The following is a 25,208-nucleotide window of genomic DNA, read 5'->3' as shown; positions in this document are numbered from 1 at the left end:
ACTGTATACCAAAGTATAGCACGGGGAGAAGGGTTCATTTTGAAAAAATGCTGGATTATTTATAATGGCAGTCTCGTCAGCGAAAAGTTCAGGGATCAGGCGGAACTCATCGCCGGGGCGGCGGAGCGAGCAGGCGTCTATGCGCGGATCCTGAAAAACTATGAAGTGCTCATGGATGTGACCCAGCCGCTTGATGATTTGCCGGATTTCGTCGTCTTCCTGGATAAAGATATCGTGCTAGCGACCTATTTGAAATCGCTCGGCATTCCGGTGTATAACGACCCGGAAGTGATCGAACGGTGCGACAATAAGACGAAGCAGGCGGTTGCCCTTGCGCGCGACGGCATACCGATGCCACGGACGATTCTGGCGCCGAAAGTGTATCCTAAGTTCACGATTTCTGGCAGCGGATTTTACGAGCGGGTACTGGGTGAGCTGGGTCTCCCAATGATCATCAAAGAAGCCCGGGGCTCGTTCGGCATGAATGTTTATTTGATCGAAACTGAAGAAGCGTTTTACGAGAAGGTTGATGAACTTCGCGGAATCGATTATCTGTTCCAGGAATTCGTCGCGTCGAGCCGTGGCCGCGACATCCGGGTGAACGTCATCGGCGATCGGGTTGCCGCTGCGATGGCGCGTTCCTCGGAAACCGATTTCCGGGCGAATATTACAAACGGCGGGACTGCCGCTGTCGTAGAACTCACGGCTGAACAGGAATCCGTCGCTCTCCGGGCTGCCCGGTCGGTCGGTGCGGACTTTGCCGGTGTCGATCTGCTGTACGATCCGGACGGGCAGCCGCTCGTCTGCGAAGTCAACGGTGCGGCCCATATCCGTAATCTCTACAATGTTACGGGCATCAACGTCGCTGACGATATGATCGCCTGGATACTGGAGGAACTATCATGACGGGATGGCTAATCTACAGCCGCGAAGAAGCGGAGCGGAATGCGTGGTTCATAGGGCAGCTGATCGCGGCAGCTCAAAACTGCAGGCTGGATCTTGAACTGAAGATCGAGGAAGAATTGCAGCCGGATGACGCTCAGCCGGATTTTGCGTTGTACCGCGGCCGTGACTTTGACATCAGCCGCGGCCTGGAAGACGCCGGCGTCCGCGTGTTCAACCGTACCGAAGTGAACCGGATCGCGAATGATAAACTCGCGGCATCACAGCTCGCGATGATGCTCGGCGTTCCGGCGATTCCAACGGCTAAAGTGAGAGCTGTGGACGAGATCCGGTCGTTCCCGGCTGTCGTCAAGACGGCCGATGGGCATGGCGGCAGTGATGTGTTTTTGCTGGAGGATGAGAAGTCGGCTGCGGAATTGTTTGCGGAACGGCCCACGGAGCAGTGGATTGTCCAGCCATTCATCGATCACACGCCGTCCGACGTCCGGCTCTATATGCTCGGAGTTGTCTGTATCGGTGCAGTGAAGCGGACAGGCGCCGGGTCGTTCAAGTCGAATGTCGCACTCGGCGGCACAGCGGAGCCGTTCAGCCCGCCGGCCGCGCTCACTGCCTTCGCGGAACGGATTGCCAAGGCGCTGAAAAGCGATTATGTCGGTATCGACTTTATCCAGGATCAGGATGGGATCTGGCTGTTCAATGAACTTGAAGATCCTGTTGGCGCGCGGTCGCTGTATGCAGCAGGCGACCTGGATGTTGCGGAGGAATTGATGAAGTACATTTCTGATAAGCTGGACGATCCGTTTGCGGGATAGCTGCCTGTTTACGGAAGATAGGAAAAGCGAAGTGCCTGATTTGTGGCGCTTCGCTTTTTTATGCCGGGATGGCTGCTGATGCGGAGCATTGCCCGCTTGCGTTATGAGCGGTTTCTCCTGTTTTATGATCACTTTTCGGGATTTATGATCACTTTGGTGAGTTTATGAGCGGAATTCTGTGTTTATGATCACATTCTTCGTTTTATGATCATTTTTCAAGATTTATGATCATTTTCGGCCGGTTTATGAGCGTTACGGCCGCCTCCGCCCCCATGGAAAAAAGGCTCCGCAGCTGCGGAGCCTCCCTTAGTTAAATCTCTTTCAGTTCCTCGATCCGGCGCTGGACGGCGGCGTGTTTTTCGAGGTAATCCTTCTCTTTCGCACGCTCTTCGTCGACGACGGCCTGCGGTGCTTTCGAAACGAAGCGTTCGTTGGACAGTTTGCCCTGGACGCGCTTCACTTCGCCGGTCCATTTGCCGAGTTCTTTCGTCAGACGTGCGATCTCCTCGTCGATATCGAGCAGCCCTTCAAGTGGCATGAACAGTTCCGCGCCTGTCACGACGGCGGACATCGATTTACCTGGCGCCTGGACGTCCAAACCGATTTTGAGGGATTCCGGATTGCAGAACTTCTCCAGATACGCCTGGTTCTCATCCAGCACGGCAGCTGTCGCCTCATCTTTCGCAGCGATGTAGAGAGGCACCTGGCGGCTCATCGGTGTGTTCACTTCCGCGCGGATGTTGCGGACCGCTTTGATGATATCCGTCAGCAGTTTCATGTCATCCGAGCGTTTTTCATCCGAGTAGGCAGCATTCACTGTCGGCCATGGTGCCACCGTGATCGACTCGCCGCTGTGCGGCAGGTTCTGCCAGATCTCTTCGGTGATGAACGGCATGAGCGGGTGCAGCAGACGCATCGTGTTGTCGAGGACATAGGCGAGCACGGAGCGCGTCATCTTCTTCGCGTCCTCGTCTTCCCCATACAATGGCAGCTTCGCCATTTCGATATACCAGTCGCACACGTCATCCCAGATGAAGTTGTAGAGCGCACGGCCGACTTCGCCGAATTCATACCGGTCGGACAGCTTGGTGACGGAATCGATTGTTTCGTTCAGGCGCGTCAGGATCCAGTCATCCGCGACAGATCGCTTGCCGGACAGGTCGATTTCCTCGTATGTCATGCCTTCCATGTTCATGAGCGCGAAACGGGAGGCGTTCCAGATCTTGTTCGCGAAATTCCAGATCGCTTCGACTTTTTCCGTCGAATAGCGCAGGTCCTGCCCCGGTGATGACCCTGTCGCCAGGAAGTAGCGGAGCGCATCGGCACCGTACTGGTCGATGACGTCCATCGGATCGACCCCGTTGCCGAGCGACTTCGACATTTTGCGGCCGTCTTCTGCACGCACCAGTCCGTGGATCAGCACATCATTGAACGGACGCTGATCGGTGAATTCGAGCGCCTGGAAGATCATCCGGGACACCCAGAAGAAGATGATGTCATATCCTGTAACGAGAGCGTCCGTCGGATAATACCGTTTGAATTCAGGGTCTTCCGTATCCGGCCAGCCCATCGTCGAGAATGGCCAGAGTGCGGATGAGAACCACGTATCGAGCACGTCATTCTCCTGATGCCAGTTCTCGATGTCCGCCGGCGCTTCCTCACCGACATACACTTCGCCAGTTTCGTTATGATACCAGGCCGGAATGCGGTGGCCCCACCAGAGCTGGCGGGAGATGCACCAGTCGTGGACGTTCTCCATCCATGTCAGATACGTCTTCTCGAACCGCTCGGGAACGAAGTTGACTTTGCCGTCCGTCTTCTGCAGTTCGATCGCCTGTTCTGCCAGCGGCTGCATCTTGACGAACCATTGTGTCGACAAGTATGGCTCGACGACTGCGCCGCTCCGCTCCGAGTGGCCGACGGAATGGTTGTGCTCTTCGATTTTGAACAGGACATCCATCTCCTGCAGGTCCTTGACGATCGCTTTCCGGCATTCGAAACGGTCCATGCCTTCGTATTTGCCGGCCATGCTGTTCATCGAGCCGTCTTCGTTCATGACGAGGACACGCGGAAGGTCATGGCGGTTGCCGATCTCAAAGTCGTTCGGGTCGTGTGCCGGCGTGATCTTGACTGCACCGCTTCCGAAGTCCATTTCCACGTAATCATCCGCAACGATCGGGATTTCACGGCCGACAATCGGCAGTTTGACCGTCTTGCCGATCAGGTGCTGGTAGCGTTCATCATCCGGATGGACGGCGACCGCCGTATCCCCGAGCATCGTCTCCGGGCGGGTCGTCGCGATTTCGATACTTCCGGTTCCATCTGTGAGCGGGTAGCGCATATGATAGAAGGCACCCGCTACATCTTTATGGATGACTTCGATATCGGACAGCGCTGTTTTTGTTGCGGGATCCCAGTTGATGATGTACTCGCCGCGGTAGATCAGCCCTTTGTCATAGAGCTTTACGAACACTTCCCGGACTGCACGCGACAGGCCTTCATCGAGTGTGAACCGTTCGCGGGAATAATCGAGCGCGAGACCGAGTTTCGCCCACTGCTCCCGGATATGGCCGGCATATTCCTCTTTCCATTCCCATGTCTTCTCGAGGAATTTCTCGCGGCCGAGGTCATAGCGGTTCTGGCCGTCCGCACGGAGCTTCTCCTCCACCTTCGCCTGTGTCGCAATACCCGCATGGTCCATGCCGGGCAGCCAAAGAGCATCGTAGCCCTGCATCCGTTTCATGCGGATCAGGATATCCTGCAGCGTTGTATCCCACGCATGGCCGAGGTGAAGCTTGCCTGTCACGTTTGGCGGCGGGATGACAATTGTATACGGCTCCTTGCCGCTCTCCGGCTGGGCTTTGAAGTACCCGCCTTCCAGCCACCATTCATAGCGGTCTTTCTCGATCGTCTGCGGATCGTACTTCGTCGGCATTTCTGTCTGCTGTTTGTCCGTCATAACGGTTCCTCCTCATATGTCCTTATGGATGTGTCAGTGATCGCCGGGCATCTGCCCGGCGTGCAGCTGTATCGCGGATGAAACACAAAAAACCCCTTCGTCTGTAAAGGACGAAGGAGTCAGTTCGCGGTACCACCTTTATTCGCATGCGTGCCTAAAAACACGATGCCTCGAAAAACATAACGGCTTCTAACCGGTTTCCGCTAGTGACGACTGTGTTCACGAAAACTGCTGACGGGTGACGTTCAGTCAGGCTGCACTGGGTCCTCGCACCATTCCCGGACCCTCTCTGAAAAATGCCAGCCGGCTTACTTTCCCGCTCACTGCATCCCTATGCTGTTTCCATCAGTGTACCGGAAACGTGCCGGACCCGTCAAGCCTGCAACGAAAGGATGGTGTCATGAGAAGAGGATACAACCCATACTTGCTGCCGCCCTGGCTCCGGAAAACGAGATTCTACTGCAAGATGATCATCATCCCGATTTCCGTCTTCCAGCTCATCCGGCTGCTGATCATCCCGACGACCGGTGATTTCCTGCTCTTCTGCGTACTGTGCGGCTGCGCGTTCCTATTCCACCGCAACATTATTTAGCACATACGGCGTGACAGACACGTCATCGTCCAGGTCCTGGATGAACGCCAGCATTTCGTGATGCCCGCTGTCTTCAGTCACTGTCATCGCAATCGCCACGCTCGAACTGTCACTGTCCAGATCCGCTTCCGCGGAATCAGCTGCTGCTGCAGCGGAAGTCACTTCAGCTGCCTGCTCATCCGCTGCAGTTGCAGTATTTGACTCTGCCGCGCTGACGATCTGCTCAGCCGCCTCGACAGCTGCCGTTTCCGCAGCCACTGCAGGAACGGCCTCTTCCCTGGCGGATGCTTGTACGGTCCACATGACCAGCAGCTCGCCGCTGTCCGTAGCGGATGCCGACGCATCGACCACTGTCGCTGTCACACCGACACCGTCAGCTGCCGGCAGATCGACTTGCAGCGGAACAGCGTACTCGAAATAGCCTTTCGCGCCTTCCAGCTCCACGTCATCGATGAGGATTGCGTCCTCCGCTGTATTTTCTGCATCGGCCACGCCTTCTCCAAACGTCACATTCGCCGCAATATGGTAGATGCCCGACAGCCGGACGGCATCTTCCGTCTGCTTATCATCATAGCCTGCGGTCACTTTCACACTGTCCGCCTCTGTCACCCTGCCTGCTGATGCGGGGAATTGGAATGTTTCGGATAATGTCCATTCGATCGGTTTCATCTCTCAGCCGCCTCCTTTATTCTCATGCATTGTATGCGGGGACGGCCGGAGACAGAACAAAAAGCCTTACCGGCACGATGATGTCCGATAAGGCTTTTTAAATTATTTCTTCAGTTTGCTGAAGACGGTATGGAACGCCTTCACCGTTTCTGCAATATGCTCTTCGGTATGCGCTGCAGACAGGAACATGCCTTCGAACTGGGACGGCGGCAGGAAGATCCCCTCGTCCGCCATCATGCGGTAGTATTCCGCGAACAGCTTGAGATCGGATGTCTTCGCCGATTCATAATCGACGACATCCTCGTTCGTGAAGAAGAAGCCGATCATCGATCCTGCCCGGTTGACCGTATGCGGAATGTTGTTCGCTTGCGCCGCTTCGCGGAACCCTTTCTCCAGCTGGTCGCCGAGTTTCATGAAGTGATCGTATGACGCAGGCGTCAGGCGCTTCAGTGTCTCGATCCCTGCAGTCATCGCGAGCGGGTTGCCTGAAAGTGTCCCTGCCTGGTAGACCGTGCCCGCCGGTGCGATGTGTTCCATGATCTCCCGTTTGCCGCCGTACGCGCCGACCGGCAGTCCGCCGCCGATCACCTTACCGAGGCATGTCAGATCCGGAGTGACCCCGAAATGACCCTGTGCACAGTTGTAGCCGACGCGGAACCCGGTCATCACTTCGTCGAAGATGAGCAGTGTGCCGTTCTCTTCCGTCATCTTGCGGAGCTCTGTCAGGAAACTGTCCTTTGGCGGGACAACACCCATATTGCCGGCAACCGGTTCAACGATGACAGCTGCCAGATCGTCACCGTATTCCTTGAAGGCGAGTTTCAGGCTCTCCAGATCGTTGTATGGCACTGTAATCGTATTCTTCGCAACGCCTTCCGGGACGCCCGGGCTGTCCGGCAGGCCTAGTGTCGCAACGCCGGATCCCGCTTTGATGAGAAGGGAATCTCCGTGACCGTGGTAGCACCCTTCGAATTTCAAAATCAGGTTGCGCTTCGTATAGCCTCGGGCAAGACGCAGGACACTCATCGTCGCTTCCGTACCAGATGAAACCATCCGGACCATCTCGATTGACGGCACCCGCTCGATGACGAGTTCAGCAAGCTCGTTTTCAAGCAGTGTCGGCGCACCGAAACTGGACCCTTTCACCGCTGCGTCCTGAAGTGCTTTCACGACGCCTTCCTCGGCGTGTCCAAGAATGAGCGGTCCCCATGACAGGACGTAATCGATGTATTCGTTGCCGTCGATATCCTTGATGATCGCACCTTTGCCGCTCTCCATGAAGATAGGGTCCATATTGACCGATTTGAAGGCGCGGACCGGGGAATTCACTCCGCCCGGCATGAGATCGACCGCTTCTTTGAATGCCTGCTTCGATTTTGTATAGTCTCTCATTTCGTCTCCTCCAGCCAGCGCGCCGCATCTTTCGCATGATAGGTCATGATCAGATCTGCACCCGCGCGTTTCATACTTGTCAGTGTCTCCAGAACAATCCGCTGCTCATCGACCCAGCCGTTCAGCGCGGCTGCTTTCACCATTGCATACTCCCCGCTGACGTTATAGGCGACAAGCGGCAGCAATGTGTTGTTTTTCACATCACGCATGATATCCAAGTAGGATAATGCCGGTTTGACGATGAGGAAATCTGCGCCTTCTGCAACATCGGATTCCGCTTCACGGAGCGCTTCCATCCGGTTGGCCGGGTCCATCTGATACGCTTTCCGATCACCGAATTGCGGTGTCGAATCCGCAGCATCGCGGAACGGACCGTAATAGGCAGAGGCATATTTCACTGCGTAGCTCATGATCGGCGTCTCTTCGAAGCCTGCTTGGTCCAGGCCGTGACGGATGGCAGTGACGAATCCATCCATCATGTTGGACGGTGCAATGATATCCGCACCGGCTTTCGCCTGGGACACAGCCGTTTTCACCAGAAGTTCGAGGGACGGATCGTTCAGGACCCGGTCCCCTTCGATCACGCCGCAATGTCCATGATCGGTATACTCACACAAACATGTGTCTGCGATCACCATCAGATGCGGGTGGCGGTCCTTCGCAAGGCGGATCGCTTCCTGGATGATGCCTTGATCATGATACGCCCCGCTGCCGACAGCGTCTTTTTCAGTCACGACACCGAAAAAGATGACAGATGGAATTCCGAGCGCGACCGCCTCATCGAGCTCCTCGCCGAGACGATCCATCGAGTGCTGATAGACACCCGGCATGGACGGAACCTCCTGCTTGATATCCTCCCCTTCGATCACGAAGATCGGATAGATGAAGTCGGATGCATCCAGCTGTGTTTCGCGCACCATGGCGCGCATCCCCGCAGAGCTGCGCAGACGGCGGTGCCGTTTGAAGTTCAATTGTGTCATCAGTCAGTTCCTTCCTTTCGACTCGGCGAGTGCCCGCACGAGTTCCGGTAATGTATAGACGGACGGCATGACGCCGGCATGCGCGCCGGCTTCCATCAGTGCCCGTTCCGTAATATGCCCGATTGCACCGATTGTAAAGCCCGTCCAGCCGATCTGCGGCGCCAGGTATTCTCCGAACACCGAAACTGCGGACGGACTGGCGAACAGGATCGACAGCGGCAAGTCTTGTCGTGCCAGATCCACAATCCTTTTGATGGAAGCCGTTTCAGGGACTGTGTCGTATACTGTCCATTCATCGACAGACAGGGAGAGTTCGGTTGAGATGAGCGATCCTGCCAGGTTCCCCTTCAGGAACAGCGCACGGAGTGCTCTGCCGGCAGGGTTGAACTGCTTGACGAATACATCGGCGCTGAACACATCGGGGATGAAATCCACGCCGAAGCCGAGCTCACGCAGGGCAGCCGCGGTTTTCTCGCCGACGGCTGCGACATGCACGGGAAACGACTCCGCGTCCATGCCGGAACGTCCAAGCTTCCTTTTGAATGCAGCTACTGCGCTCTGGCTCGTGAAGATGAGCCAATCGTACGCCTGCGCCTGCAGCAGCCGGGCATGATCATCATCGCGCTGCCTATCGGTTGTCCGGATGAGCGGCAGGGAGACCGGCTCCCCGCCGAGCTGCCGGACGAGCTCGTACGGCTCCTCTGATTTTTTCGTACTTGTGAAGATGACGGTCTCACCGCAGAGCGGCTGCTTACTGGACATCCATTTCGGCCTTCACTTTCTCGATGACTTCCGCTGCCCCTTCTTTCCGGAGTGTATCCGCCACGATTTCACCTGCTTCCACGGGTGTGTCTGCCAGCGCGGTGTGACGGTAGACAACGGACGCATCCGGCGCTGCGATGAAACCTGTCATCTCAATGCCTTCTTCTTTCACACGGGCAAAGCCGCCGATCGGCACTTGGCACGATCCGTCCATTTCCCGCAAAAACGTCCGTTCCGCTTCCACTTCTCGGAAAGTCTGCTCATCGTTCAGCTTTGCCAATTCCGCAAGCAATTCTGCGTCGTCCGACCGGCATTCAATCGACAGGGCACCTTGCCCGACTGCGGGAATGCAGTCTTCCAGGTTCATATATTCAGTGACGATATCTTCGCTCCAGCCCATCCGCTTCAGGCCGGCTGCCGCAAGCAGGATGGCGTCGTATTCCCCGCTCTGCATCTTTTTTAGGCGGGTGTCGATATTGCCGCGGATCCATTTGATGTCGAGATCGGGACGCAGCAGCAGCAGCTGGGAACTTCTCCGGAGACTTGACGTTCCGACAACAGCACCTTTCGGCAGGTCCTTGAACGCTACATTGCCATTCGAGATGAACGCATCGCGCGGATCCACACGTTTCGGGATACAGCCGACAATCAGTCCTTCCGGCAGGACAGACGGCATGTCCTTCATGCTATGTACCGCAAAGTCGATTTCCTTGTCGAACAGCGCCTGCTGGATCTCCTTGACGAAGAGCCCTTTCCCGCCGACTTTCGACAGCATGACGTCGACGATCTGGTCACCCTTCGTCACGATCTCTTTCACTTCGAATTCGAACGGCACACCTGCCGCCTTCAGCTGATCGATGAACCAGTTCGTCTGGGTCAATGCGAGCTTGCTTCTTCTCGAACCTACAATAATTTTTCTCAAAGTCCTCTTCCTTTCCGGTTGTATGGATTCCCGGCCAGTTGCGTTCACAGCCAGAAGTGGAATTGCGATAGTCTGCTTCCTAAAAAGAAATTGATGATGATCAGCACGAATGCGATCACGTTCGCCCAGGCGAAATCCGCCGCCTGCAGTTTCCCGCGCCGATTCAGCATTAGCAGCGAACTGTAGACGATCAGCAGCAGAAACGACCCGACAATCTTGAAGTCGAAGATCGTCCAGTCGTCAAGAGCCGTATAGGCCCACTGGATGCCGAGGATCAGGCTCACGAGCAGCATAGGGATTCCCGTATAGATCGCCGATTTCGTACCGGTCAGCGCATGCTGGAGCGAAGGAAGGCGGCTGAACTGTGCCGACCATTTCTTTTTCTTCAGCAAATTATATACGAGCAGGTACAGAATCGCGAATACGAACGCCATCGCGAATGCGGCATAGGACAAAATCGCGAACGTGATATGGATGAACAGCAGTTCGGAAATGAGCGGCTCCCCGACTCCGCTCCCGGCCGGTCCGGCAGGTGCGAAAATATGGAAAGTCATGAAACTGAACCCGATCACATTCAAAAAGAATCCCGCATAGCTTGAGCTGTACCGGAGCTGGATGCCGAGCGACAGGGCGATCAGGATCCAGGTGAAGAAATAGACTCCGTCGGTGAGTGACAGAACCGGCAGCTGCCTGGTCAGGATGATCGTCCGCAGCAGGAACCCCGTCTGCATGAAGAATACGGCAGCGGTCAGCCAGAAAGCCGCCCGCTGTGCATGCGGTTCTTTTTTCAGGAAATCGATGAAGTAGAAAACCAGGCTGACGGCATACAGCACAAGCATAGCTTCCTGTAGCCGCGCCATCGTCATTTCAACCATAGGCCAATCTCTGCCTTTCTGTTAAAAAAGCCATTTCCGCATCAGCCGGCAAAGAAGCGGGATGGGAAATGACTTGGACAAACCTTGTCAATATGTCATATCAGGCTGCAGCCCGGCCGTTTGGGAAGCACCGGCTCCCTGTTCCGCTTTTTGCTGTTGTGCCTGCAATTCTTTTTCACGCTGCACCTCTTCTGCAATGCCGAAAATCGACTGGAACAGCTCGAGCTTCTCTGCCGCTTTCGGATCGGAAGCGAACTCCTTCGCCTGCAGGATCGGTTCTTTCAATAACTGATTGATGATCGATTTCGTATGCTTGTTCAGCACTTTCTTTTCGCGGTCCGTCAGATCAGGCATCTTGTTCTCGATGCTCGCCATCGTCTCCGATTGGATGGACAGCGCCTTTTTACGCAGAGCTGTGATGACCGGAACGACACCGAGTGTGACGAGCCATTCCTTGAAGAGCACGACTTCACCGCGGATCATCGTCATGATTTCATCCGCCGCCCGTTTCCGTTCTGCGAGATTCGCTTCCACGATCCCCTGCATGTCATCGATATCGTACAGGAACATGTTCGGAAGCTCGCCGATGCGCGGATCCATGTCGCGCGGCACCGCGATATCCACGAGGAACAGCGGTCGCCCTTTACGCAGCCGCTCGACGAACTGCATCAGTTCCAGATCGATGATGTAGTCTTTCGACCCTGTACTGCTGATGAGGATATCGACATCCAGCAGCGTGCACTGCAGTTCCTGGAGCGGTTTGGCGGCCCCATCAAATTTGCCGGCCAAGTCCTCCGCTTTGGAAAGTGTCCGGTTCAGCACAGTGATTTTGCCCACACCGCTTCCCTGCAGGTTTTTGATAGTCAGCTCGCCCATTTCACCCGCGCCGACAATAGCGATATGTTTGTTCTTCAGCGAACCAAAGATCTTCTTGCCGAGTTCGACGGCCGCATATGAAACGGACACGGCATTCTCGCCGATCGCTGTTTCGGCATGGGCCCGTTTTGCGACAGTGATCGCCTGTTTGAACAGTTCGTTGAAGATCGTGCCGGTCGTACCGATTTCCTGCGCTTTCAGGAAACTTGTACGGACCTGGCCGAGGATCTGTGTCTCACCGAGAACCATCGAATCGATACCCGACGTCACAGCCATCAAGTGTTCGACAGCTTCGTCCTCTTCTTTGATGATGAGATGCTGGCTGAAACTTTCGACCGGCAGGCGGAACCATTCCGCCAGAAAGTTTTTGACATAATAACGACCTGTATGCAGCTGATCCACGACGGCGTAGATCTCTGTCCGGTTACAGGTCGAAACGATGATATTTTCAAGTATGCTTTTTGTCGATTGGAGAGTTTTCATGGCGTGCGGCAAATCAGCTTCATTGAACGAAAGCTTTTCTCTGATTTCTACCGGCGCTGTCCTGTGATTGACTCCGATTGCGAGCAGTTTCACTACGGATTCACACCTTTCGCGTCTATTTCCTGTTCCTAAGTATAACACAGCATGCGTACAGTTCATGGACGATTTATGAACAACATATGACGTCTGACCGGAGCGCATTCTCTTTATAATCATTATAAAGTATTTGCCGCCCGCTTTCCAATGGTCTGTTTCTGGACGCATCACCATATTATGCCCGGCCGAAAAAGCTGTTCCAGTCACAACGGCCGGAACAGCCTATGCAGACGCCGGATGGAGATTCCGGCAGTTACATCCTGCTTTCGATTTCCGTCCATACTTCTTCGACACCGATCCCCTTTTCAGAGGAGAAGACGAACAGCGGGTCGTCGCCGAGCATGTTGAGAGTCTGGCGGACGATTTTCTTGTGCTTGTCCCACTTGCCCCGCGGAATCTTATCGGCTTTTGTCGCGATGACGATTGTCGGAATGTTGTAATGGACGAAGAAATTGTACATATTGACATCATCTTTCGACGGTGCATGGCGGATGTCGACAATCTGGATCGCTGCCCGCAAGTGTTCGCGGCCGGTCAGGTACCGCTCGATCATGCCGCCCCATTTCTCTTTCTCCGTTTTCGATACGCGTGCATAGCCGTAGCCCGGCACATCCACGAAGAACAGCTGCTCTTCAATTTTGTAGAAATTCAGGGTCTGTGTCTTGCCGGGTTTCGATGACGTCCGGGCGATGTTCTTCCGGCCCAGCATCTTGTTGATGAACGAAGACTTGCCGACGTTCGACCGTCCGGCGAGCGCAAATTCCGGGAAACCGTCCTCCGGATATTGTTCCGGACGGACGGCGCTCATCACCATTTCAACGTTGTGTACTTTCATAGCTCCGTTCCTCCAATGCAGCGGCGAGCACCTGCTCAGCATCGTCTGCCAGTTTGAATGTAAGATCGTTCCGTATTTCAGCGGGGACCTCATCGATATCCCGCTCGTTCTCCTTCGGCAGGACGATGACACGGAGACCCGCCCTATGCGCACTCAGTGTCTTCTCCTTCAGGCCGCCGATCGGCAGCACCCGGCCGCGCAATGTGATCTCGCCCGTCATGCCGACTTCTTTACGGATCGGCCGGTCGGTGAGCGCGGAGACAAGCGCTGTGGCGATGGTGACGCCTGCGGATGGACCGTCCTTCGGCACGGCTCCCTGAGGCACGTGGATATGGATGTCGTTCGTTTCGTAGAACTTCGGATCGATGCCGAGACTTTCGGCTTTCGATCGCACATAGGACAGCGCCGTCTGGGCGGATTCCTTCATAACGTCTCCGAGCTTGCCTGTCAGGATCAGTTTGCCTTTTCCAGGCGACAGTGATACTTCAATCTGCAGCGTATCACCGCCGACCGATGTATAGGCAAGTCCGGTTGCAACGCCGACCTGATTCGTCTCCTCGGCCTGTCCGTGGCTGAACTTCCGTTTCCCCAGGTAGGCCGGAAGGGTCTTTGCACTCACTGTGACGCTTTTTTTCTTGCCGCCCGCAATGAGACGCGCCGCTTTCCGGCAGACACTTGCGATTTCCCGCTGCAGCGAACGGACCCCGGCCTCACGCGTATAGAACCGCACGATATCGAGGATTGCCGGCTGCTGAAACTTCACTTGCGACTTTGTCAGCCCATGCTCCTTCAGCTGTTTCGGAATGAGATGGTTCGCTGCGATCGCCTGCTTTTCAAGCTCGGTATAACCGGCGATCGAGATGATTTCCATCCGGTCGCGCAGCGGTCCCGGAATCGCACTCAGATCATTGGCGGTTGCAATGAACAAAACTTTCGAGAGATCATACGGCTCTTCTATGTAATGGTCACTGAATGTGCTGTTCTGTTCAGGGTCCAGCACTTCAAGCATAGCGGAGGACGGATCCCCCCTGAAGTCGTTCGACATCTTGTCGATTTCATCGAGCAGGAAGACCGGATTGACGGTGCCTGCTTTCTTCATCCCCTGGATAATACGGCCCGGCATCGCACCGACGTACGTCCGGCGGTGTCCCCGGATTTCGGATTCGTCACGGACGCCGCCGAGGGAGACCCTGACGAACTTCCGGTCGAGCGATTCCGCAATCGACTTGGCGAGGGATGTCTTCCCAACACCAGGCGGTCCTTCGATGCAGAGGATCGGCCCCCGGAGCGACTTTGTCAGCTGCCGGACGGACAGGAATTCGAGAATGCGTTCCTTCACCGTATCGAGCCCTTCGTGATCCCGTTCCAGAATCTGCTCGGAGCGGCTGATATCCAGCTGATCTTTCGTTGCATACGACCAGGGAAGTGCAACGAGCCAGTCGAGATACGACCGGATGATCCCGCTTTCCGCGGCAGCCGACGGAATCTTTTCATAGCGGTCCAATTCACGCTCCGCAATTTTCCGGACGTCTTCCGGCATGCCGGCGTCTTCGATCTGCTCGCGCAGCGACTCGACCTCAAGCCCTTTGCCGTCCTTGTCGCCGAGTTCGGTCTGGATCGCTTTCATCTGCTCGCGCAGGTAGAACTCTTTCTGCGTGCGCTCCATCGCCTCACGGACCCGTTCGTTGATCTTCTGCTCGAGGTCCATGACTTCCTGCTCATTGAAGAGCCGGCCGATCAGCCATTCGAGTCGTTCGTTGACATTGCGTGTTTCCAGGATGTCCTGTTTTGCACGGATTTTCAGCGGCAGGTAGGATGCAATCGAATCTGCTAGCCGACCGGGTTCCTGGATGCCTGATACGGCATTATACGCATCTTCGTTGATACGCTTCGACACTTCCGTATATTTTTTGAAGTAAGCAAGCAGCGTCCTCATGAGCGCTTCGGTCTCCGGATCGACTTCAGTGGAATCCGGGAAACCATTGACGGAAACGACAGGATAGAGGTCCGCCTCTTCATAGTCCATCCATTCCGCGCGCTCGACACCTTCGAGCAGAACACGGTAGACGCCGTTCGGCAGCTGCGTCATCGATTTAACGAGCGCAAGCGTTCCGAGATGATACAGGTCTTCGGGTTCCGGGTTCTCTTCGTTCATGTCAATCTGGGTTGCCAGGAAGATGAGGTTGTCGTTGGCGAGCGCATGCTCGATTGCGAAGACGGAGCGTTCACGGCCCACGTCGATATGTAAAGTCATTGTCGGGTAAATCAGTATGCCTCTCAATGGTAGAAGAGGGATTGTATGTCGTACTGCCATTTAGAAACGTCACCTCCATAAGTAACTATATCGATTCGTATGTATGACGGCAATAACTAGAATTAGGAAAAAAGCTGACTCATTCAGCACATTTGCGCTTTTTACAAGTCAGCTTCCCAATCTGTTTACGCTGTATGTTGTTCGTTATCAAGCTTCATTTCCGAACCGTCTTCGCGATAGAGGATCGGCGACCCTTTCCCAAGAACGGAATCTTTTGTGATGAGACACTCTTTCACTTCTTCAAGTGACGGCAGCTCATACATGACGTCAAGCATGATGTTTTCGATGATGGACCGCAGACCGCGGGCGCCTGTCTTCCGCTCGATCGCTTCGCGGGCGATTTCGATCAGTGCGTCGTCTTCGAAACGAAGTTCCACGTCATCGAGGCTCAGCATCTTCTGATACTGCTTGACGATTGCGTTCTTCGGCTGCGTGAGGATCTGATACAGTGTATCTTCGCTCAGCTGCTCAAGTGTCGCGATCACCGGCAGACGCCCGATGAATTCCGGAATCAGACCGTATTGCTGGAGATCTTCCGGAATCATGCGGGACAGAAGTGAACGTTCTTCTTCTGCAGCATTTGGATCGGAACCGAAGCCGATGACTTTCTGACCGACACGGCGTTTGATGATCTCTTCGATGCCGTCGAACGCACCACCGACGATGAACAGGATGTTCGTCGTATCGATCTGGATGAATTCCTGATGCGGATGCTTCCGGCCTCCCTGCGGCGGAACGCTTGCAACAGTGCCTTCCAGAATCTTCAGGAGGGCCTGCTGGACGCCTTCACCAGATACATCGCGGGTGATCGATGCGTTTTCGCCTTTACGGGCGACCTTATCGATTTCATCGATATAGATGATCCCTTTTTCAGCACGGTCGATATCGAAATCAGCCGACTGGATCAGCTTGAGCAGGATATTCTCGACGTCTTCGCCGACATAGCCGGCTTCTGTCAGCGATGTTGCGTCTGCAATCGCAAACGGCACATCCAGAATGCGTGCCAATGTCTGAGCGAGAAGCGTCTTACCGCTTCCTGTCGGCCCGATCAGCACGATGTTCGACTTCGCGAGTTCGACATCGTCGACTTTACTGCCGGAATTGACACGCTTGTAGTGGTTGTAAACGGCAACGGACAGCGATTTCTTCGCACGGTCCTGCCCGATAATATACTCATCCAGGATGGACTGGATCTCTTTCGGTTTCGGTACGTCCTTGAACTCGAAGCCTTCTTCCAGACCGACTTCTTCCTCGACGATCTCAGCGCAGAGTTCCACGCATTCGTCACATATATAAACCCCTTGTCCTGCGACCAGTTTGCGGACTTGGTCCTGCGTCTTGCCACAGAACGAACAGCTCAAATTGTCTTTTTCATCATTGAATTTGAACAAATTGCTCACCCCTATTCAGTGAAATCTTACAAGATTCCATCTGGTTTATCAAATGATTTGACCTCTTGCAGTATGTACACAGGATTTCTTTTATGATGCCATGGAATCAGGACTGCACAGCAGGCAGGCGGCGGCAGAGTCCCGCAATGCAGGCATCCATCGGGCATGTACAATGTGCTGCCACCGCTGGAACGGCTGTTTTGCTCATAAAATCAGGAAAGTGATCATAAAACGATAAATGTGATCATAAATCGCGGAATGTGATCATAAAACCTGTTGAGTGATCATAAAACACAAATAGTGATCATAAATCCCTGAAAGTGATCATTAATCCCAAAAAGTGATCATACCTTCAAAAACCCGACGGACAACCCGCCATTCCGCAGGCCCTGTACCTGCAGTCTTCCCTAAGCCAAGCATCCTATCCCGATGATATAGAAAAGCAAGGTACGGATTGCTGCGTACCTTGCCTAGAGTACAACTATTATTCAGCGTCTGTGATCTTTGCGTTGTCAACAAGCAGCTGGACTGTCTTGTTGAAGCGCAGGTCGTTCTCAAGCATGCTTGTGCCGCCGAGAGCTGTTTTGATCTGCTCGATATCCATGTTGAACTGCTTGGACATCTTGTCGAGCTCTTCGTTGATCTCCTCTTCGGAGATTTCGACGTTCTCTTCTTTGCCGATCGCTTCCAGAGTGAGTGATACGCGTACACGGTTGATCGCGTCGTCGTGCATCTGGCTGCGCAGAGCGTCTTCATCCTGACCGGAGAACTGGTAGTAGAGATCCAGGTTCATGCCCTGCATCTGCAGGCGCTGACCGAATTCCTCAAGCATACGGTCTGTTTCTGCATTCACCATTTCTTCAGGCACTTCGAATTCCGCGTTGCGGGCTGCCGCTTCCACGAGGTCATCGCGAAGCGCTGTTTCTGCTGCCGACTGCTTTTCGGTTTCAAGGTTTTCGCGGATCTTCTTGCGGAGCTCGTCCACTGTTTCCACGTCTTCGTCCATTTCTTTTGCAAGCTCATCGTCGAGTTCAGGCACTTCTTTCGCCTTCACTTCGTTGACTTTCACTTTGAACACTGCCGGCTTACCAGCAAGTTCTGCTGCGTGGTATTCTTCAGGGAATGTCAATTCGACATCTTTTTCGTCGCCTGTCTTCAAGCCGACGAGCTGCTCTTCGAAGCCCGGGATGAACGATCCGGAACCTACGACAAGGTCATAGTTCTCGGCTTTTCCGCCTTCGAACGCTTCACCTTCCGAGTATCCGTCGAAGTTGATGTTGGCCGTATCGCCGTCTTCGATTGCGCCGTCTTCTTTGACGACCATCTCAGCCATGGACTCACGGCGTGTTTCCAGCTCAGTATCGATTTCTTCGTCTGTCACTTTAGTCTCCTGGCGTGTTGCTTCCAGGCCTTTGTACTCGCCGAGTTTCACTTCAGGCTTCAGAGGGACGATTGCAGTGAATACGACCGGCTCGCCCTTTTCGAGTTTCTCGATGTCGATTTCAGGGGAAGCGATCGGCTCAAGACCTTCTTCGCGGACAGCTGCATCGTATGCTTCAGGAAGCACGATGTCGATTGCATCGTTGTAGAGTGCTTCTTCCCCGTACATTTTGTTGAACATCTTGCGCGGCATTTTCCCTTTACGGAATCCAGGTGCGTTCACTTGCTTGACGACCTTCTTGAATGCCTGATCAAGCGCCGTGTTGAAACGCTCTGCTGTTACTTCGAACGTCAATTTCCCTTTGTTACCTTCTTGCTTTTCCCATTTAACTGTCATTATTCATACCTCCGAATCATTAGTGACGACTATATTCCGACCTGTTATATACGCCATTGACAACTTTCTCAGTATATCACAGTCTCTTTATCTTTCAACAAATTTCATTCCGAGGCCTGTCCTGTATCCTGATCGACATCCAGGATCAGCCGGTGGAGTGCTGTCTGCGGATACTGCGCACCTTCGAAAAGGAAGGAGGCATAGCTTGCGTATGCATCTGCCACCCGATCGGCGGACGCCCCCCATCCGACGGGATAGCTGACGATGGCGAACTTCCGGACGGCCTCTTCGATCAGCTGCAGACGTGTCGGATCCTTATCCAGCAGACGGCCGAGCAGGCGGAGCACTTCCACCGTAACGGCATCCTCACCCGGGAGCGGAATTTCTGCCGGAATAACACTCACCCCACGGCTGAATTTCACGACGACAACCGTCTCCTGCCAGCCCAATTTTCGGAGCAGCACGAGTGCAAAGGTCCTCATCATGTCAGGTACGGCTGTGCTGCCTGCAATCTCGCTGAGGAGCGGTCCGGCATTCTCCGGCACGTGTGCCTCCAGCTTTGTGAGAAACTGTTGCTGAACAGGCCCTGTCATCTGGAGAAAATCTTGCAGGGACGGCAGCCCGTCTTCCAATTCTGCCGGTTCCTCACTGAATCTCCTGGCAAGACGCCCATTCAGTTCCTGCAGATAGATGAACTTCTGCTGAAGATCCGGCGGCACCACGTCTTCTTCCAGCAGCGCGCTGATGATCTCCTCGACTTCATCATAGTCCTGCAGCTGGATACAGATGGCGAGATACAGCTCCATCGCTTCGAAATAATCCGCCAGATCGCTGTGGATCCATTGGGCGCCATATGGTTTTGCCCTCTCGAACTCTTTTGTTTCATAAAGAGCGGCCGCCAGCAGGCCCGGCAGCTCGGGCGCATCCGGTACAATATCAAGAAGCTGTTCGCAAAAGCGGACAGCTTCCTGAAAGTTTTCGGCCTGCAATGCATCCTCCGCCTGGCTGAGCAGCCGCTCCATGGTGCCGGGAAAGATGATCATATTGCCTTTTGTATGAAGTTTTTTCCGCTTCCGTTTCACGTCCGTCACCTGCTTTCAGAGTTACTATACCACAGCTGGCGGATCCGATGCACCTGTGCGGAAACACCCGTCAATCTTTTGGCGGGATGAGGATTTTTTCGACTTCCACCCCTTCATAACTGAGCCGGTTTTCAATCGGCTGCATGAATTTGAAAACGAGCCTGTCGACTTTCATCTCAAGCGGGGTTCCGTCATCGAATGTGAACGTGAGCGTGGAATCGCCGTCCTTGCTCGGAACGGAGCGGAACACGGCATCTTCGACATCCCCCCATTTGTATTCGTTTGCGCTGAAGGACAGCAGCGGACGGTACTCGAATCCGTTATCGGTCAGCATAATATAATGGAGGCTGCCGAGATAGAAGAAGAATGCCGACAGGACGACGAGCCCTCCGCCTATGTACCAAGACTTCCTGACAAGACTCATCGCATAGAGGACAAAACAGGCGGCAATCAGCAGTGCGAATGCTGCTGCGTACAACCCGTAAACGCCTTTCTGAGTGAAGACGAACCAGCTCCCCGCCCGGAAATGGAGCGAGTTGGCGACAAAATTCGGCAGCAGGAAGACCATGAATGGTCCGAGTATGATAAGTCCGACGCCGATCACCATGAAGATATGTTTCTTTTCCGTATGAATGCTAATCCACTTCCCTTACTGTAACGTACGTATCAGCTGAACAGCATGCGGTGTGTCGTCTCCGCTTCCGAATCGTCAAACTCAAACCCATTGCGGCGGTAGAACGCGTCCGCTTTGGATGACTCCGTCTTGACCGTCAGTTCATGGAACGCTCCCTTCGCATTACGGATGATTTCCTGCAGCAGCAGCGATCCTGCGCCGTTCCGCCGTTCGCTTTCTTTCACATAGAATCGCTGAAGCCTGCCTGTTTCAGGGTCTCCGCCCGGCACCGGGAACCGGTTGACGCCGCCGACTGCGATGACTTCCCCATCCTCATTGCGGACAGCGTACAGTGCTTCGCCCGGCTCGGAAAACGTATTGACGCTATCTCTATATTCCTCGACGAGCCTGGTCAGGAACCGGTAGCCTTCCGATTCGCTTTCCGCCACCAGCGCATCGATCTCCAAAGCATTCAGATCGTTCACCCGCTCAACAGTATACGTCATGTTGTCCTCCCCTTTTCTGCAAGGTTGATAACTCACTGGTACCATTCGCCATACAGAAGAAAACTCCTGCTTGTTTTTTGAAAATAATGAAAAAGTCCAATAAACCGGTCAGGCGTTGGCGGCGGCGCGGTTGAGCGACTCTGCAGACGAGGCGACTTCAGTCGTCGAATGCTGGTTCTCCTCCACCGTGACCGACACTTCATCCATCTGCCGGCGGACATGGTCGGCGATCGCATTGCTCTTGTCGATCGAGCCGACTACATGCCGGAATGAGGATGTAGTCGATTCGGAAGCAGCCGCACCCGCCCGCACCGCATCGCTGACGGACTCGAGATGGCCAAGCACCTGCTTCGTATGCTGGTTCGACAGGCTGATCAGTTTGCGGATTTCCGTCACCGATGTCTTCGTCTGCTCGGCCAGCTTCCGGACTTCCTGGGAGACGACCGCGAATCCTTTCCCATGCTCCCCGGCACGGGATGCTTCAATCGCCGAGTTCAGCGACAGCAGATTCGTCTGCTCGGCGATATCCTGGACAATTCCGATCACCGCAGCGATTTGGCCATTCGAGTCACTGAACTGTCCGATGCTTTCCGTCATGCGTCCCGTGTACCGCTTTCGGTTTTTTGTTCCGTCAGTAATTCGGTTTCCTTCTATACTATTCAGTATGGGGAAAGTATATCCTTTGCCTGTCATACCTTCCATAAACGATCGTCCAATTCTGAACTCTCGGCAGGCGGCTGTCCGCATAAAAAGCTGCATGGATCCGTTCGCTTCAAACGGTTCCATGCAGGACGGTCATTCGGACTCCGGCTCATCCATTTGCCTGCGGACAGCTTTGACCTCTCCGGGATCGATCGGATGCCGATAACTCTGCTGCTCACGTACTCCTGAGCCGATATGCACTTCCCGGACACCGGTCTCCCGGATGAAGTTCTCCAGACCATCAGCTTCAAGGCCGCTGCCTGCAAGAATTATCAGGTCGGTCCCTTCTGTCTGTTCCGTCAATTCCCGGATACGGCGGGCACCGAGCAATGCGGTCGGCTGCCCGCCTGAGGTCAGGATGCGTTGGACTTGCGGATAGCCGGCAAGTACAGCGGCCGCGCGCAGCTGATCTGGAACCTCATCGAACGCCCGATGGAATGTGACGCTGAGACCGCCAGCTTCTGTGAGACATCGTTCCAACGAATCTGTGTCGATACATCCATCATCCGTGAGCATGCCGATGACAATGCCGGCAGCATCGGATTCCCGGATAAAGTGAATATCACGCAGCATCACGTCCAGGTCGTCTTCGGTATAGCAGAACGAATGGCTGTGCGGCCGGACGATGACATGGACCGGTATGGACACTGCCTGGACGACCGCTTCGATCAGTCCGCGGCTCGGTGTCAGACCGCCTTCAGACAGGGCGGCGCACAATTCCAGCCGATCCGCTCCCGCCGCTTCCGCTGTCCGTGCATCTTCGACACTCGATGCGATGATTTCCAATTTCATTAGACTCCCTCATTTCCAATGAGAATCATAGCGTACTCGTACTGTGGAAAGCGAGGAAATGGAGACTGCAACTGGATAACGACCATCTCGGACAGCGCCCCGTTCTTTAATACTCACAGAATCCTCCTATTACAAACGTCCTTCCTCAGGAATGGTGAAGGCCAGGATGAAGTAGATGAGCAAGCTGCCGGGGATGACAAAGAACAGCAGCCGGACCCCGAATGGAGAGATTCCCAAATAATGCGCAATTCCTCCGGCGACACCGGAGAGCACTTTATCCTCCGTACTTCTCCGCAGCTTCTGCGGCATAAAACAACCCTCCTCTTCCTTCAAGCAGATAAGCGGGTGAACCTCACCACAACGGCTCATCCTCGCTGCTCAGCTTGATGCGCCAGATCACGAACGGGATGAACAGCAGGCTCAGCCAGCCGAGCGTCAGCAGCCGCTGGGTGTCCGAGGAAATGTACTGGCGTTTCCCGCAGCTAGGACAAGCCCTCCCTTGCTTCAAGAACCCCAGCTTCCAAATATCCTTCGCACGCCACTGGACGCCGCAATTTGAACACCGCACCATGGAACCGCCTCCTTTCCTATCATAGATCCACGTTCTTCATCTAGTGCCGCTCTTCTCCTGCCCCCCATCCAACCGCTTCCTCATCCGGACAGACTGCAGCAGATGGCCGTCAAAGTCCTCGTCAAACACTTCCTCAATCCGAAAGCCTTTCGCTGAATAGAACTGAAGGCCGATGTCATTCTTCTTTTCCACAATCACTTCCAGCACTTCCAGTCCCGGCAGCATGCCGATGCCCCGTTCGAGTAAGGCAGTCCCTGTGCCCGTTCCCTGCTTCTCCGGCAGCAGGTAGATCGCCGAAAGTTCAGCGGTCCCTCCCTCATTGACCGGCGTGAAATTCGCAAACCCGGCAATGCGGCCCTCTTCTTCCGCTACGAGCATGACGGATCGATCCATACGGCGCACCAGCATGTCGCTGTTATACGCCGCTGCGAGGAACCGGTCCTGCCCGTCCCGCGGTATGATCCCTTCATAAGTTGCATCCCAGCTTCCCGCAGCTGCGGCCTGGACGCCTTCGATATCTTTCTGTTCCATCGAACGTATGATTGCTGCCAATGGATAACCCCCTTTCTTTTCCCTTTGTTAGTTCAGGTCTACACATATACCGTCTGCCCACGACCGCAGACCAGTACCTTTTCAGACAATTCTATCCAACAACCGCGCAAACCGCAATGGGAATTTCCATATTGCATGAATTCTCTGCAAAACCGGAAGGAAATTACATAAGGCATGGTATACTCCTTATAAATACGGGTAAAGAGATGGTTGTTACGCTCTGCAGTTTTATTCAGAAAGGTGCTGTGCCTATTGTCAACGCAAAAACGTGTACTCGTCATCGGCGGCGGACTCGGCGGAATCTCCGCTGCAATTTCGCTTGCCCAAAGCGGCTACGATGTGTCGCTCTATGAAAAGAACCGCCATCTCGGCGGCAAGCTGAACCGGCTGGAGAAAGACGGTTTCGGATTCGACCTCGGGCCTTCGATTTTGACAATGCCGAAAGTGTTCGAGCGGCTGTTCACTGGCAGCGGAAAGCGGATGAGTGACTACATTCCGACCATCCGGCTGAATCACCAGTGGCGGTCGTTCTTCCCCGGCGGGAATGTGATCGACCTGTACGAAAATCTGCACGATATGGAAACGAGAAATCCGCATTTATCCAAGAAGGACATGCGGCAGTTCAGAAAACTGCTGGACTATTCGAAGAACCTCTATGAAACGATCGAGAAAGGGTACTTCAACAAAGGACTCGATACGACGCGTGAGGTCGGTGAATTCCACGGCGTGCTGAGCACGTTCAAAAATTTCGACCTGTTTTCGACTGTTCACGAAGCGATCGGAAAGCGGATCAGCAACGACCAGTTCGCGGATATGCTTTCCTACTATAGTAAATATGTCGGCTCCTCTCCCTATGACGCGCCAGCTCTTCTCAATATGATGATCTACATGCAGCAGCACGAAGGCGCCTGGTATGTGCCGGGCGGCATGGACCGCATCGCGCAGGGGCTGACGAAACTGGGACAAGAGATCGGCGTGAAGTTCCATACCGGACAGGCGGTCATCCGTCTCGACCGGCAGGACGGCAGGATCACGGGCGCAGTCCTGGAAGATCGGACAAAATTGACCGCGGATTATTACGTCGCCAACATGGAAGTCATCCCGCTGTATGAGCGGCTCCTGCAGGAAGATGAAAACTATGTGGCCAAGCTCAAGAAAAAATTCGAGCCGGCAAGCTCCGGAATGATCATGCACCTTGGCGTGAAAAAGAAATACCCGCAGCTCGCCCATCATAATTTCTTCTTTGCGAAGGACCAGAAAAAGCAGATGAACAAGATCTTCCATGAGCGCAAGCTGCCGGATGATCCGGTCATCTACCTGGTGAACACCAACAAGACCGATCCATCCCAGGCACCAGAAGGCCATGAAAACATCAAAGTCCTTCCGCATATTCCGTTCATCCAGGATGAGCCGTTCACACGGGAGGATTATGATCAATTCACAGACCGCGTCTTCACGAAGCTCGAGCGAATGGGACTGACCGATCTCCGGAAGAACATCGTCACCTCGGACATCTGGACGCCGGAAGATATCCGGCAGACGTACTGGACAGACCGCGGCGCCATCTATGGAACCGTGTCGGATAAGAAGATGAACAAAGGGTTCAAGCACCCGAAACAGAGCGAGCTGTACGATAACCTGTACTTTGCGGGCGGCACGGTCAATCCGGGCGGCGGCATGCCGATGGTGACGCTGAGCGGCCAGCAGGTCCGTGACAAGATCGTCGAACGGGACAACAGACGCCGCTGATTT

24 protein-coding genes and 1 other annotated feature are annotated in these 25,208 nt (G+C 54.4%); of the genes, 4 read left to right on the top strand and 20 right to left on the bottom strand.

The genetic code is table 11. The features are described from left to right. The first annotated feature begins 39 nt into the window (after positions 1-39). The gene (locus QWT68_RS04040; RefSeq protein WP_290149724.1) at positions 40-906 is read left to right on the top strand and encodes an ATP-grasp domain-containing protein; all 867 of its coding nucleotides are present in this window, start codon (positions 40-42) and stop codon (positions 904-906) included. Beyond that, complete coding sequence (locus tag QWT68_RS04035; RefSeq protein ID WP_290149723.1) at positions 903-1,715, top strand: ATP-grasp domain-containing protein; 813 nt, start codon at positions 903-905, stop codon at positions 1,713-1,715. The genes QWT68_RS04040 and QWT68_RS04035 overlap by 4 nt, the downstream gene beginning before the upstream one ends. Before the next feature lie 310 nt (positions 1,716-2,025). Here the strand turns inward: QWT68_RS04035 and QWT68_RS04030 are convergent, their stop codons facing one another. Beyond that, positions 2,026-4,674: a valine--tRNA ligase gene (locus QWT68_RS04030; RefSeq protein ID WP_290149719.1), complete on the bottom strand. Its 2,649-nt coding sequence runs from the start codon at positions 4,672-4,674 to the stop codon at positions 2,026-2,028. A 103-nt stretch (positions 4,675-4,777) separates the two neighbouring features. Continuing rightward, positions 4,778-5,007: a binding site (T-box leader), on the bottom strand. Between the two features lie 67 nt (positions 5,008-5,074). Here QWT68_RS04030 and QWT68_RS04025 point away from each other — a divergent pair. After that, on the top strand, positions 5,075-5,266 hold the full coding sequence (locus QWT68_RS04025) for a hypothetical protein (protein ID WP_040286342.1): 192 nt from the start codon (positions 5,075-5,077) through the stop codon (positions 5,264-5,266). On the opposite strand, the gene QWT68_RS04020 is transcribed toward QWT68_RS04025, so the two are convergent. The 19 genes from QWT68_RS04020 to QWT68_RS03930 all read right to left on the bottom strand — a co-directional run bounded on the left by QWT68_RS04020 (position 5,243) and on the right by QWT68_RS03930 (position 23,456). Continuing rightward, complete coding sequence (locus QWT68_RS04020; RefSeq protein WP_290149716.1) at positions 5,243-5,935, bottom strand: hypothetical protein; 693 nt, start codon at positions 5,933-5,935, stop codon at positions 5,243-5,245. The two genes, QWT68_RS04025 and QWT68_RS04020, sit on opposite strands and share 24 nt — an antisense overlap. Before the next feature lie 102 nt (positions 5,936-6,037). Continuing rightward, a complete protein-coding gene (gene hemL / locus QWT68_RS04015) occupies positions 6,038-7,327 on the bottom strand; it encodes a glutamate-1-semialdehyde 2,1-aminomutase (protein WP_290149714.1) in 1,290 nt (429 codons plus the stop codon). Then, complete coding sequence (gene hemB / locus QWT68_RS04010; RefSeq protein WP_290149712.1) at positions 7,324-8,307, bottom strand: porphobilinogen synthase; 984 nt, start codon at positions 8,305-8,307, stop codon at positions 7,324-7,326. The genes hemL and hemB overlap by 4 nt, the downstream gene beginning before the upstream one ends. A gap of 3 nt (positions 8,308-8,310) precedes the next feature. Beyond that, on the bottom strand, positions 8,311-9,069 hold the full coding sequence (locus QWT68_RS04005; RefSeq protein ID WP_290149711.1) for a uroporphyrinogen-III synthase: 759 nt from the start codon (positions 9,067-9,069) through the stop codon (positions 8,311-8,313). Beyond that, positions 9,059-9,991, bottom strand: a complete 933-nt coding sequence (hemC, locus tag QWT68_RS04000) for a hydroxymethylbilane synthase (RefSeq protein ID WP_040286338.1) — start codon at positions 9,989-9,991, stop codon at positions 9,059-9,061. Before hemC ends, QWT68_RS04005 begins: the two co-directional genes overlap by 11 nt. 44 nt (positions 9,992-10,035) lie before the next feature. After that, positions 10,036-10,866: a cytochrome c biogenesis protein CcsA gene (gene ccsA, locus QWT68_RS03995; protein WP_290149709.1), complete on the bottom strand. Its 831-nt coding sequence runs from the start codon at positions 10,864-10,866 to the stop codon at positions 10,036-10,038. 87 nt (positions 10,867-10,953) lie between these two features. Beyond that, complete coding sequence (hemA, locus tag QWT68_RS03990) at positions 10,954-12,318, bottom strand: glutamyl-tRNA reductase (RefSeq protein ID WP_290149707.1); 1,365 nt, start codon at positions 12,316-12,318, stop codon at positions 10,954-10,956. 256 nt (positions 12,319-12,574) lie between these two features. Then, a complete protein-coding gene (gene yihA, locus QWT68_RS03985; protein WP_040286335.1) occupies positions 12,575-13,156 on the bottom strand; it encodes a ribosome biogenesis GTP-binding protein YihA/YsxC in 582 nt (193 codons plus the stop codon). Next, positions 13,137-15,470, bottom strand: a complete 2,334-nt coding sequence (lon, locus tag QWT68_RS03980) for an endopeptidase La (RefSeq protein WP_290149705.1) — start codon at positions 15,468-15,470, stop codon at positions 13,137-13,139. Before lon ends, yihA begins: the two co-directional genes overlap by 20 nt. A gap of 125 nt (positions 15,471-15,595) precedes the next feature. After that, positions 15,596-16,861 carry an ATP-dependent protease ATP-binding subunit ClpX gene (gene clpX / locus QWT68_RS03975; RefSeq protein WP_040286333.1) on the bottom strand — a complete coding sequence of 422 codons (1,266 nt, stop codon included), beginning with the start codon at positions 16,859-16,861 and terminating at the stop codon, positions 15,596-15,598. Positions 16,862-17,345: 484 nt separating this feature from the next. Next, the gene (gene tig, locus QWT68_RS03970) at positions 17,346-18,638 is read right to left on the bottom strand and encodes a trigger factor (RefSeq protein ID WP_040286332.1); all 1,293 of its coding nucleotides are present in this window, start codon (positions 18,636-18,638) and stop codon (positions 17,346-17,348) included. 104 nt (positions 18,639-18,742) lie between these two features. Further along, complete coding sequence (locus tag QWT68_RS03965; protein ID WP_290149704.1) at positions 18,743-19,720, bottom strand: tetratricopeptide repeat protein; 978 nt, start codon at positions 19,718-19,720, stop codon at positions 18,743-18,745. Between the two features lie 70 nt (positions 19,721-19,790). Then, positions 19,791-20,327, bottom strand: coding sequence for a hypothetical protein (locus QWT68_RS03960; RefSeq protein WP_290149703.1), 537 nt, complete (start codon positions 20,325-20,327; stop codon positions 19,791-19,793). Between the two features lie 59 nt (positions 20,328-20,386). After that, positions 20,387-20,839 (bottom strand): GNAT family N-acetyltransferase, encoded by a 453-nt coding sequence (locus tag QWT68_RS03955; RefSeq protein ID WP_040286329.1) that lies wholly within the window; start codon positions 20,837-20,839, stop codon positions 20,387-20,389. A 108-nt stretch (positions 20,840-20,947) separates the two neighbouring features. Continuing rightward, a complete protein-coding gene (locus tag QWT68_RS03950; RefSeq protein WP_290149698.1) occupies positions 20,948-21,436 on the bottom strand; it encodes a methyl-accepting chemotaxis protein in 489 nt (162 codons plus the stop codon). A 198-nt stretch (positions 21,437-21,634) separates the two neighbouring features. After that, positions 21,635-22,333, bottom strand: a complete 699-nt coding sequence (locus QWT68_RS03945; RefSeq protein WP_290149696.1) for a copper homeostasis protein CutC — start codon at positions 22,331-22,333, stop codon at positions 21,635-21,637. Positions 22,334-22,462: 129 nt separating this feature from the next. Beyond that, positions 22,463-22,642: a PspC domain-containing protein gene (locus QWT68_RS03940; protein WP_290149695.1), complete on the bottom strand. Its 180-nt coding sequence runs from the start codon at positions 22,640-22,642 to the stop codon at positions 22,463-22,465. Between the two features lie 43 nt (positions 22,643-22,685). Then, positions 22,686-22,904, bottom strand: a complete 219-nt coding sequence (locus QWT68_RS03935) for a hypothetical protein (RefSeq protein WP_290149693.1) — start codon at positions 22,902-22,904, stop codon at positions 22,686-22,688. A gap of 36 nt (positions 22,905-22,940) precedes the next feature. Next, the gene (locus QWT68_RS03930) at positions 22,941-23,456 is read right to left on the bottom strand and encodes a GNAT family N-acetyltransferase (protein ID WP_290149692.1); all 516 of its coding nucleotides are present in this window, start codon (positions 23,454-23,456) and stop codon (positions 22,941-22,943) included. Between the two features lie 252 nt (positions 23,457-23,708). Between QWT68_RS03930 and QWT68_RS03925 the strand changes: the two genes are divergently transcribed. After that, positions 23,709-25,205, top strand: coding sequence for a phytoene desaturase family protein (locus QWT68_RS03925; protein ID WP_082023308.1), 1,497 nt, complete (start codon positions 23,709-23,711; stop codon positions 25,203-25,205). Positions 25,206-25,208 lie beyond the last annotated feature (3 nt).

It is taken from the genome of Sporosarcina trichiuri (assembly GCF_030406775.1).
GTDB classification, from domain to species: domain Bacteria; phylum Bacillota; class Bacilli; order Bacillales_A; family Planococcaceae; genus Sporosarcina; species Sporosarcina trichiuri.
Note: the sequence above shows the minus strand (reverse complement) of the source record. Positions and strands in the feature narration are given on the sequence as shown.

Bases quoted from the DNA above. Each gene is read 5' to 3' on its own strand.
- QWT68_RS04035 (WP_290149723.1), top strand. From the start codon at position 903: ATGACGGGATGGCTAATCTACAGCCGCGAAGAAGCGGAGCGGAATGCG.
- QWT68_RS04030 (WP_290149719.1), bottom strand. From the start codon at position 4,674: ATGACGGACAAACAGCAGACAGAAATGCCGACGAAGTACGATCCGCAG.
- QWT68_RS04025 (WP_040286342.1), top strand. From the start codon at position 5,075: ATGAGAAGAGGATACAACCCATACTTGCTGCCGCCCTGGCTCCGGAAA.
- QWT68_RS04020 (WP_290149716.1), bottom strand. From the start codon at position 5,935: ATGAAACCGATCGAATGGACATTATCCGAAACATTCCAATTCCCCGCA.
- hemL (WP_290149714.1), bottom strand. From the start codon at position 7,327: ATGAGAGACTATACAAAATCGAAGCAGGCATTCAAAGAAGCGGTCGAT.
- hemB (WP_290149712.1), bottom strand. From the start codon at position 8,307: ATGACACAATTGAACTTCAAACGGCACCGCCGTCTGCGCAGCTCTGCG.
- QWT68_RS04005 (WP_290149711.1), bottom strand. From the start codon at position 9,069: ATGTCCAGTAAGCAGCCGCTCTGCGGTGAGACCGTCATCTTCACAAGT.
- ccsA (WP_290149709.1), bottom strand. From the start codon at position 10,866: ATGGTTGAAATGACGATGGCGCGGCTACAGGAAGCTATGCTTGTGCTG.
- yihA (WP_040286335.1), bottom strand. From the start codon at position 13,156: ATGAAAGTACACAACGTTGAAATGGTGATGAGCGCCGTCCGTCCGGAA.
- lon (WP_290149705.1), bottom strand. From the start codon at position 15,470: ATGGCAGTACGACATACAATCCCTCTTCTACCATTGAGAGGCATACTG.
- tig (WP_040286332.1), bottom strand. From the start codon at position 18,638: ATGACAGTTAAATGGGAAAAGCAAGAAGGTAACAAAGGGAAATTGACG.
- QWT68_RS03960 (WP_290149703.1), bottom strand. From the start codon at position 20,327: ATGGTGATCGGCGTCGGACTTATCATACTCGGACCATTCATGGTCTTC.
- QWT68_RS03955 (WP_040286329.1), bottom strand. From the start codon at position 20,839: ATGACGTATACTGTTGAGCGGGTGAACGATCTGAATGCTTTGGAGATC.
- QWT68_RS03950 (WP_290149698.1), bottom strand. From the start codon at position 21,436: ATGACGGAAAGCATCGGACAGTTCAGTGACTCGAATGGCCAAATCGCT.
- QWT68_RS03945 (WP_290149696.1), bottom strand. From the start codon at position 22,333: ATGAAATTGGAAATCATCGCATCGAGTGTCGAAGATGCACGGACAGCG.
- QWT68_RS03940 (WP_290149695.1), bottom strand. From the start codon at position 22,642: ATGCCGCAGAAGCTGCGGAGAAGTACGGAGGATAAAGTGCTCTCCGGT.
- QWT68_RS03935 (WP_290149693.1), bottom strand. From the start codon at position 22,904: ATGGTGCGGTGTTCAAATTGCGGCGTCCAGTGGCGTGCGAAGGATATT.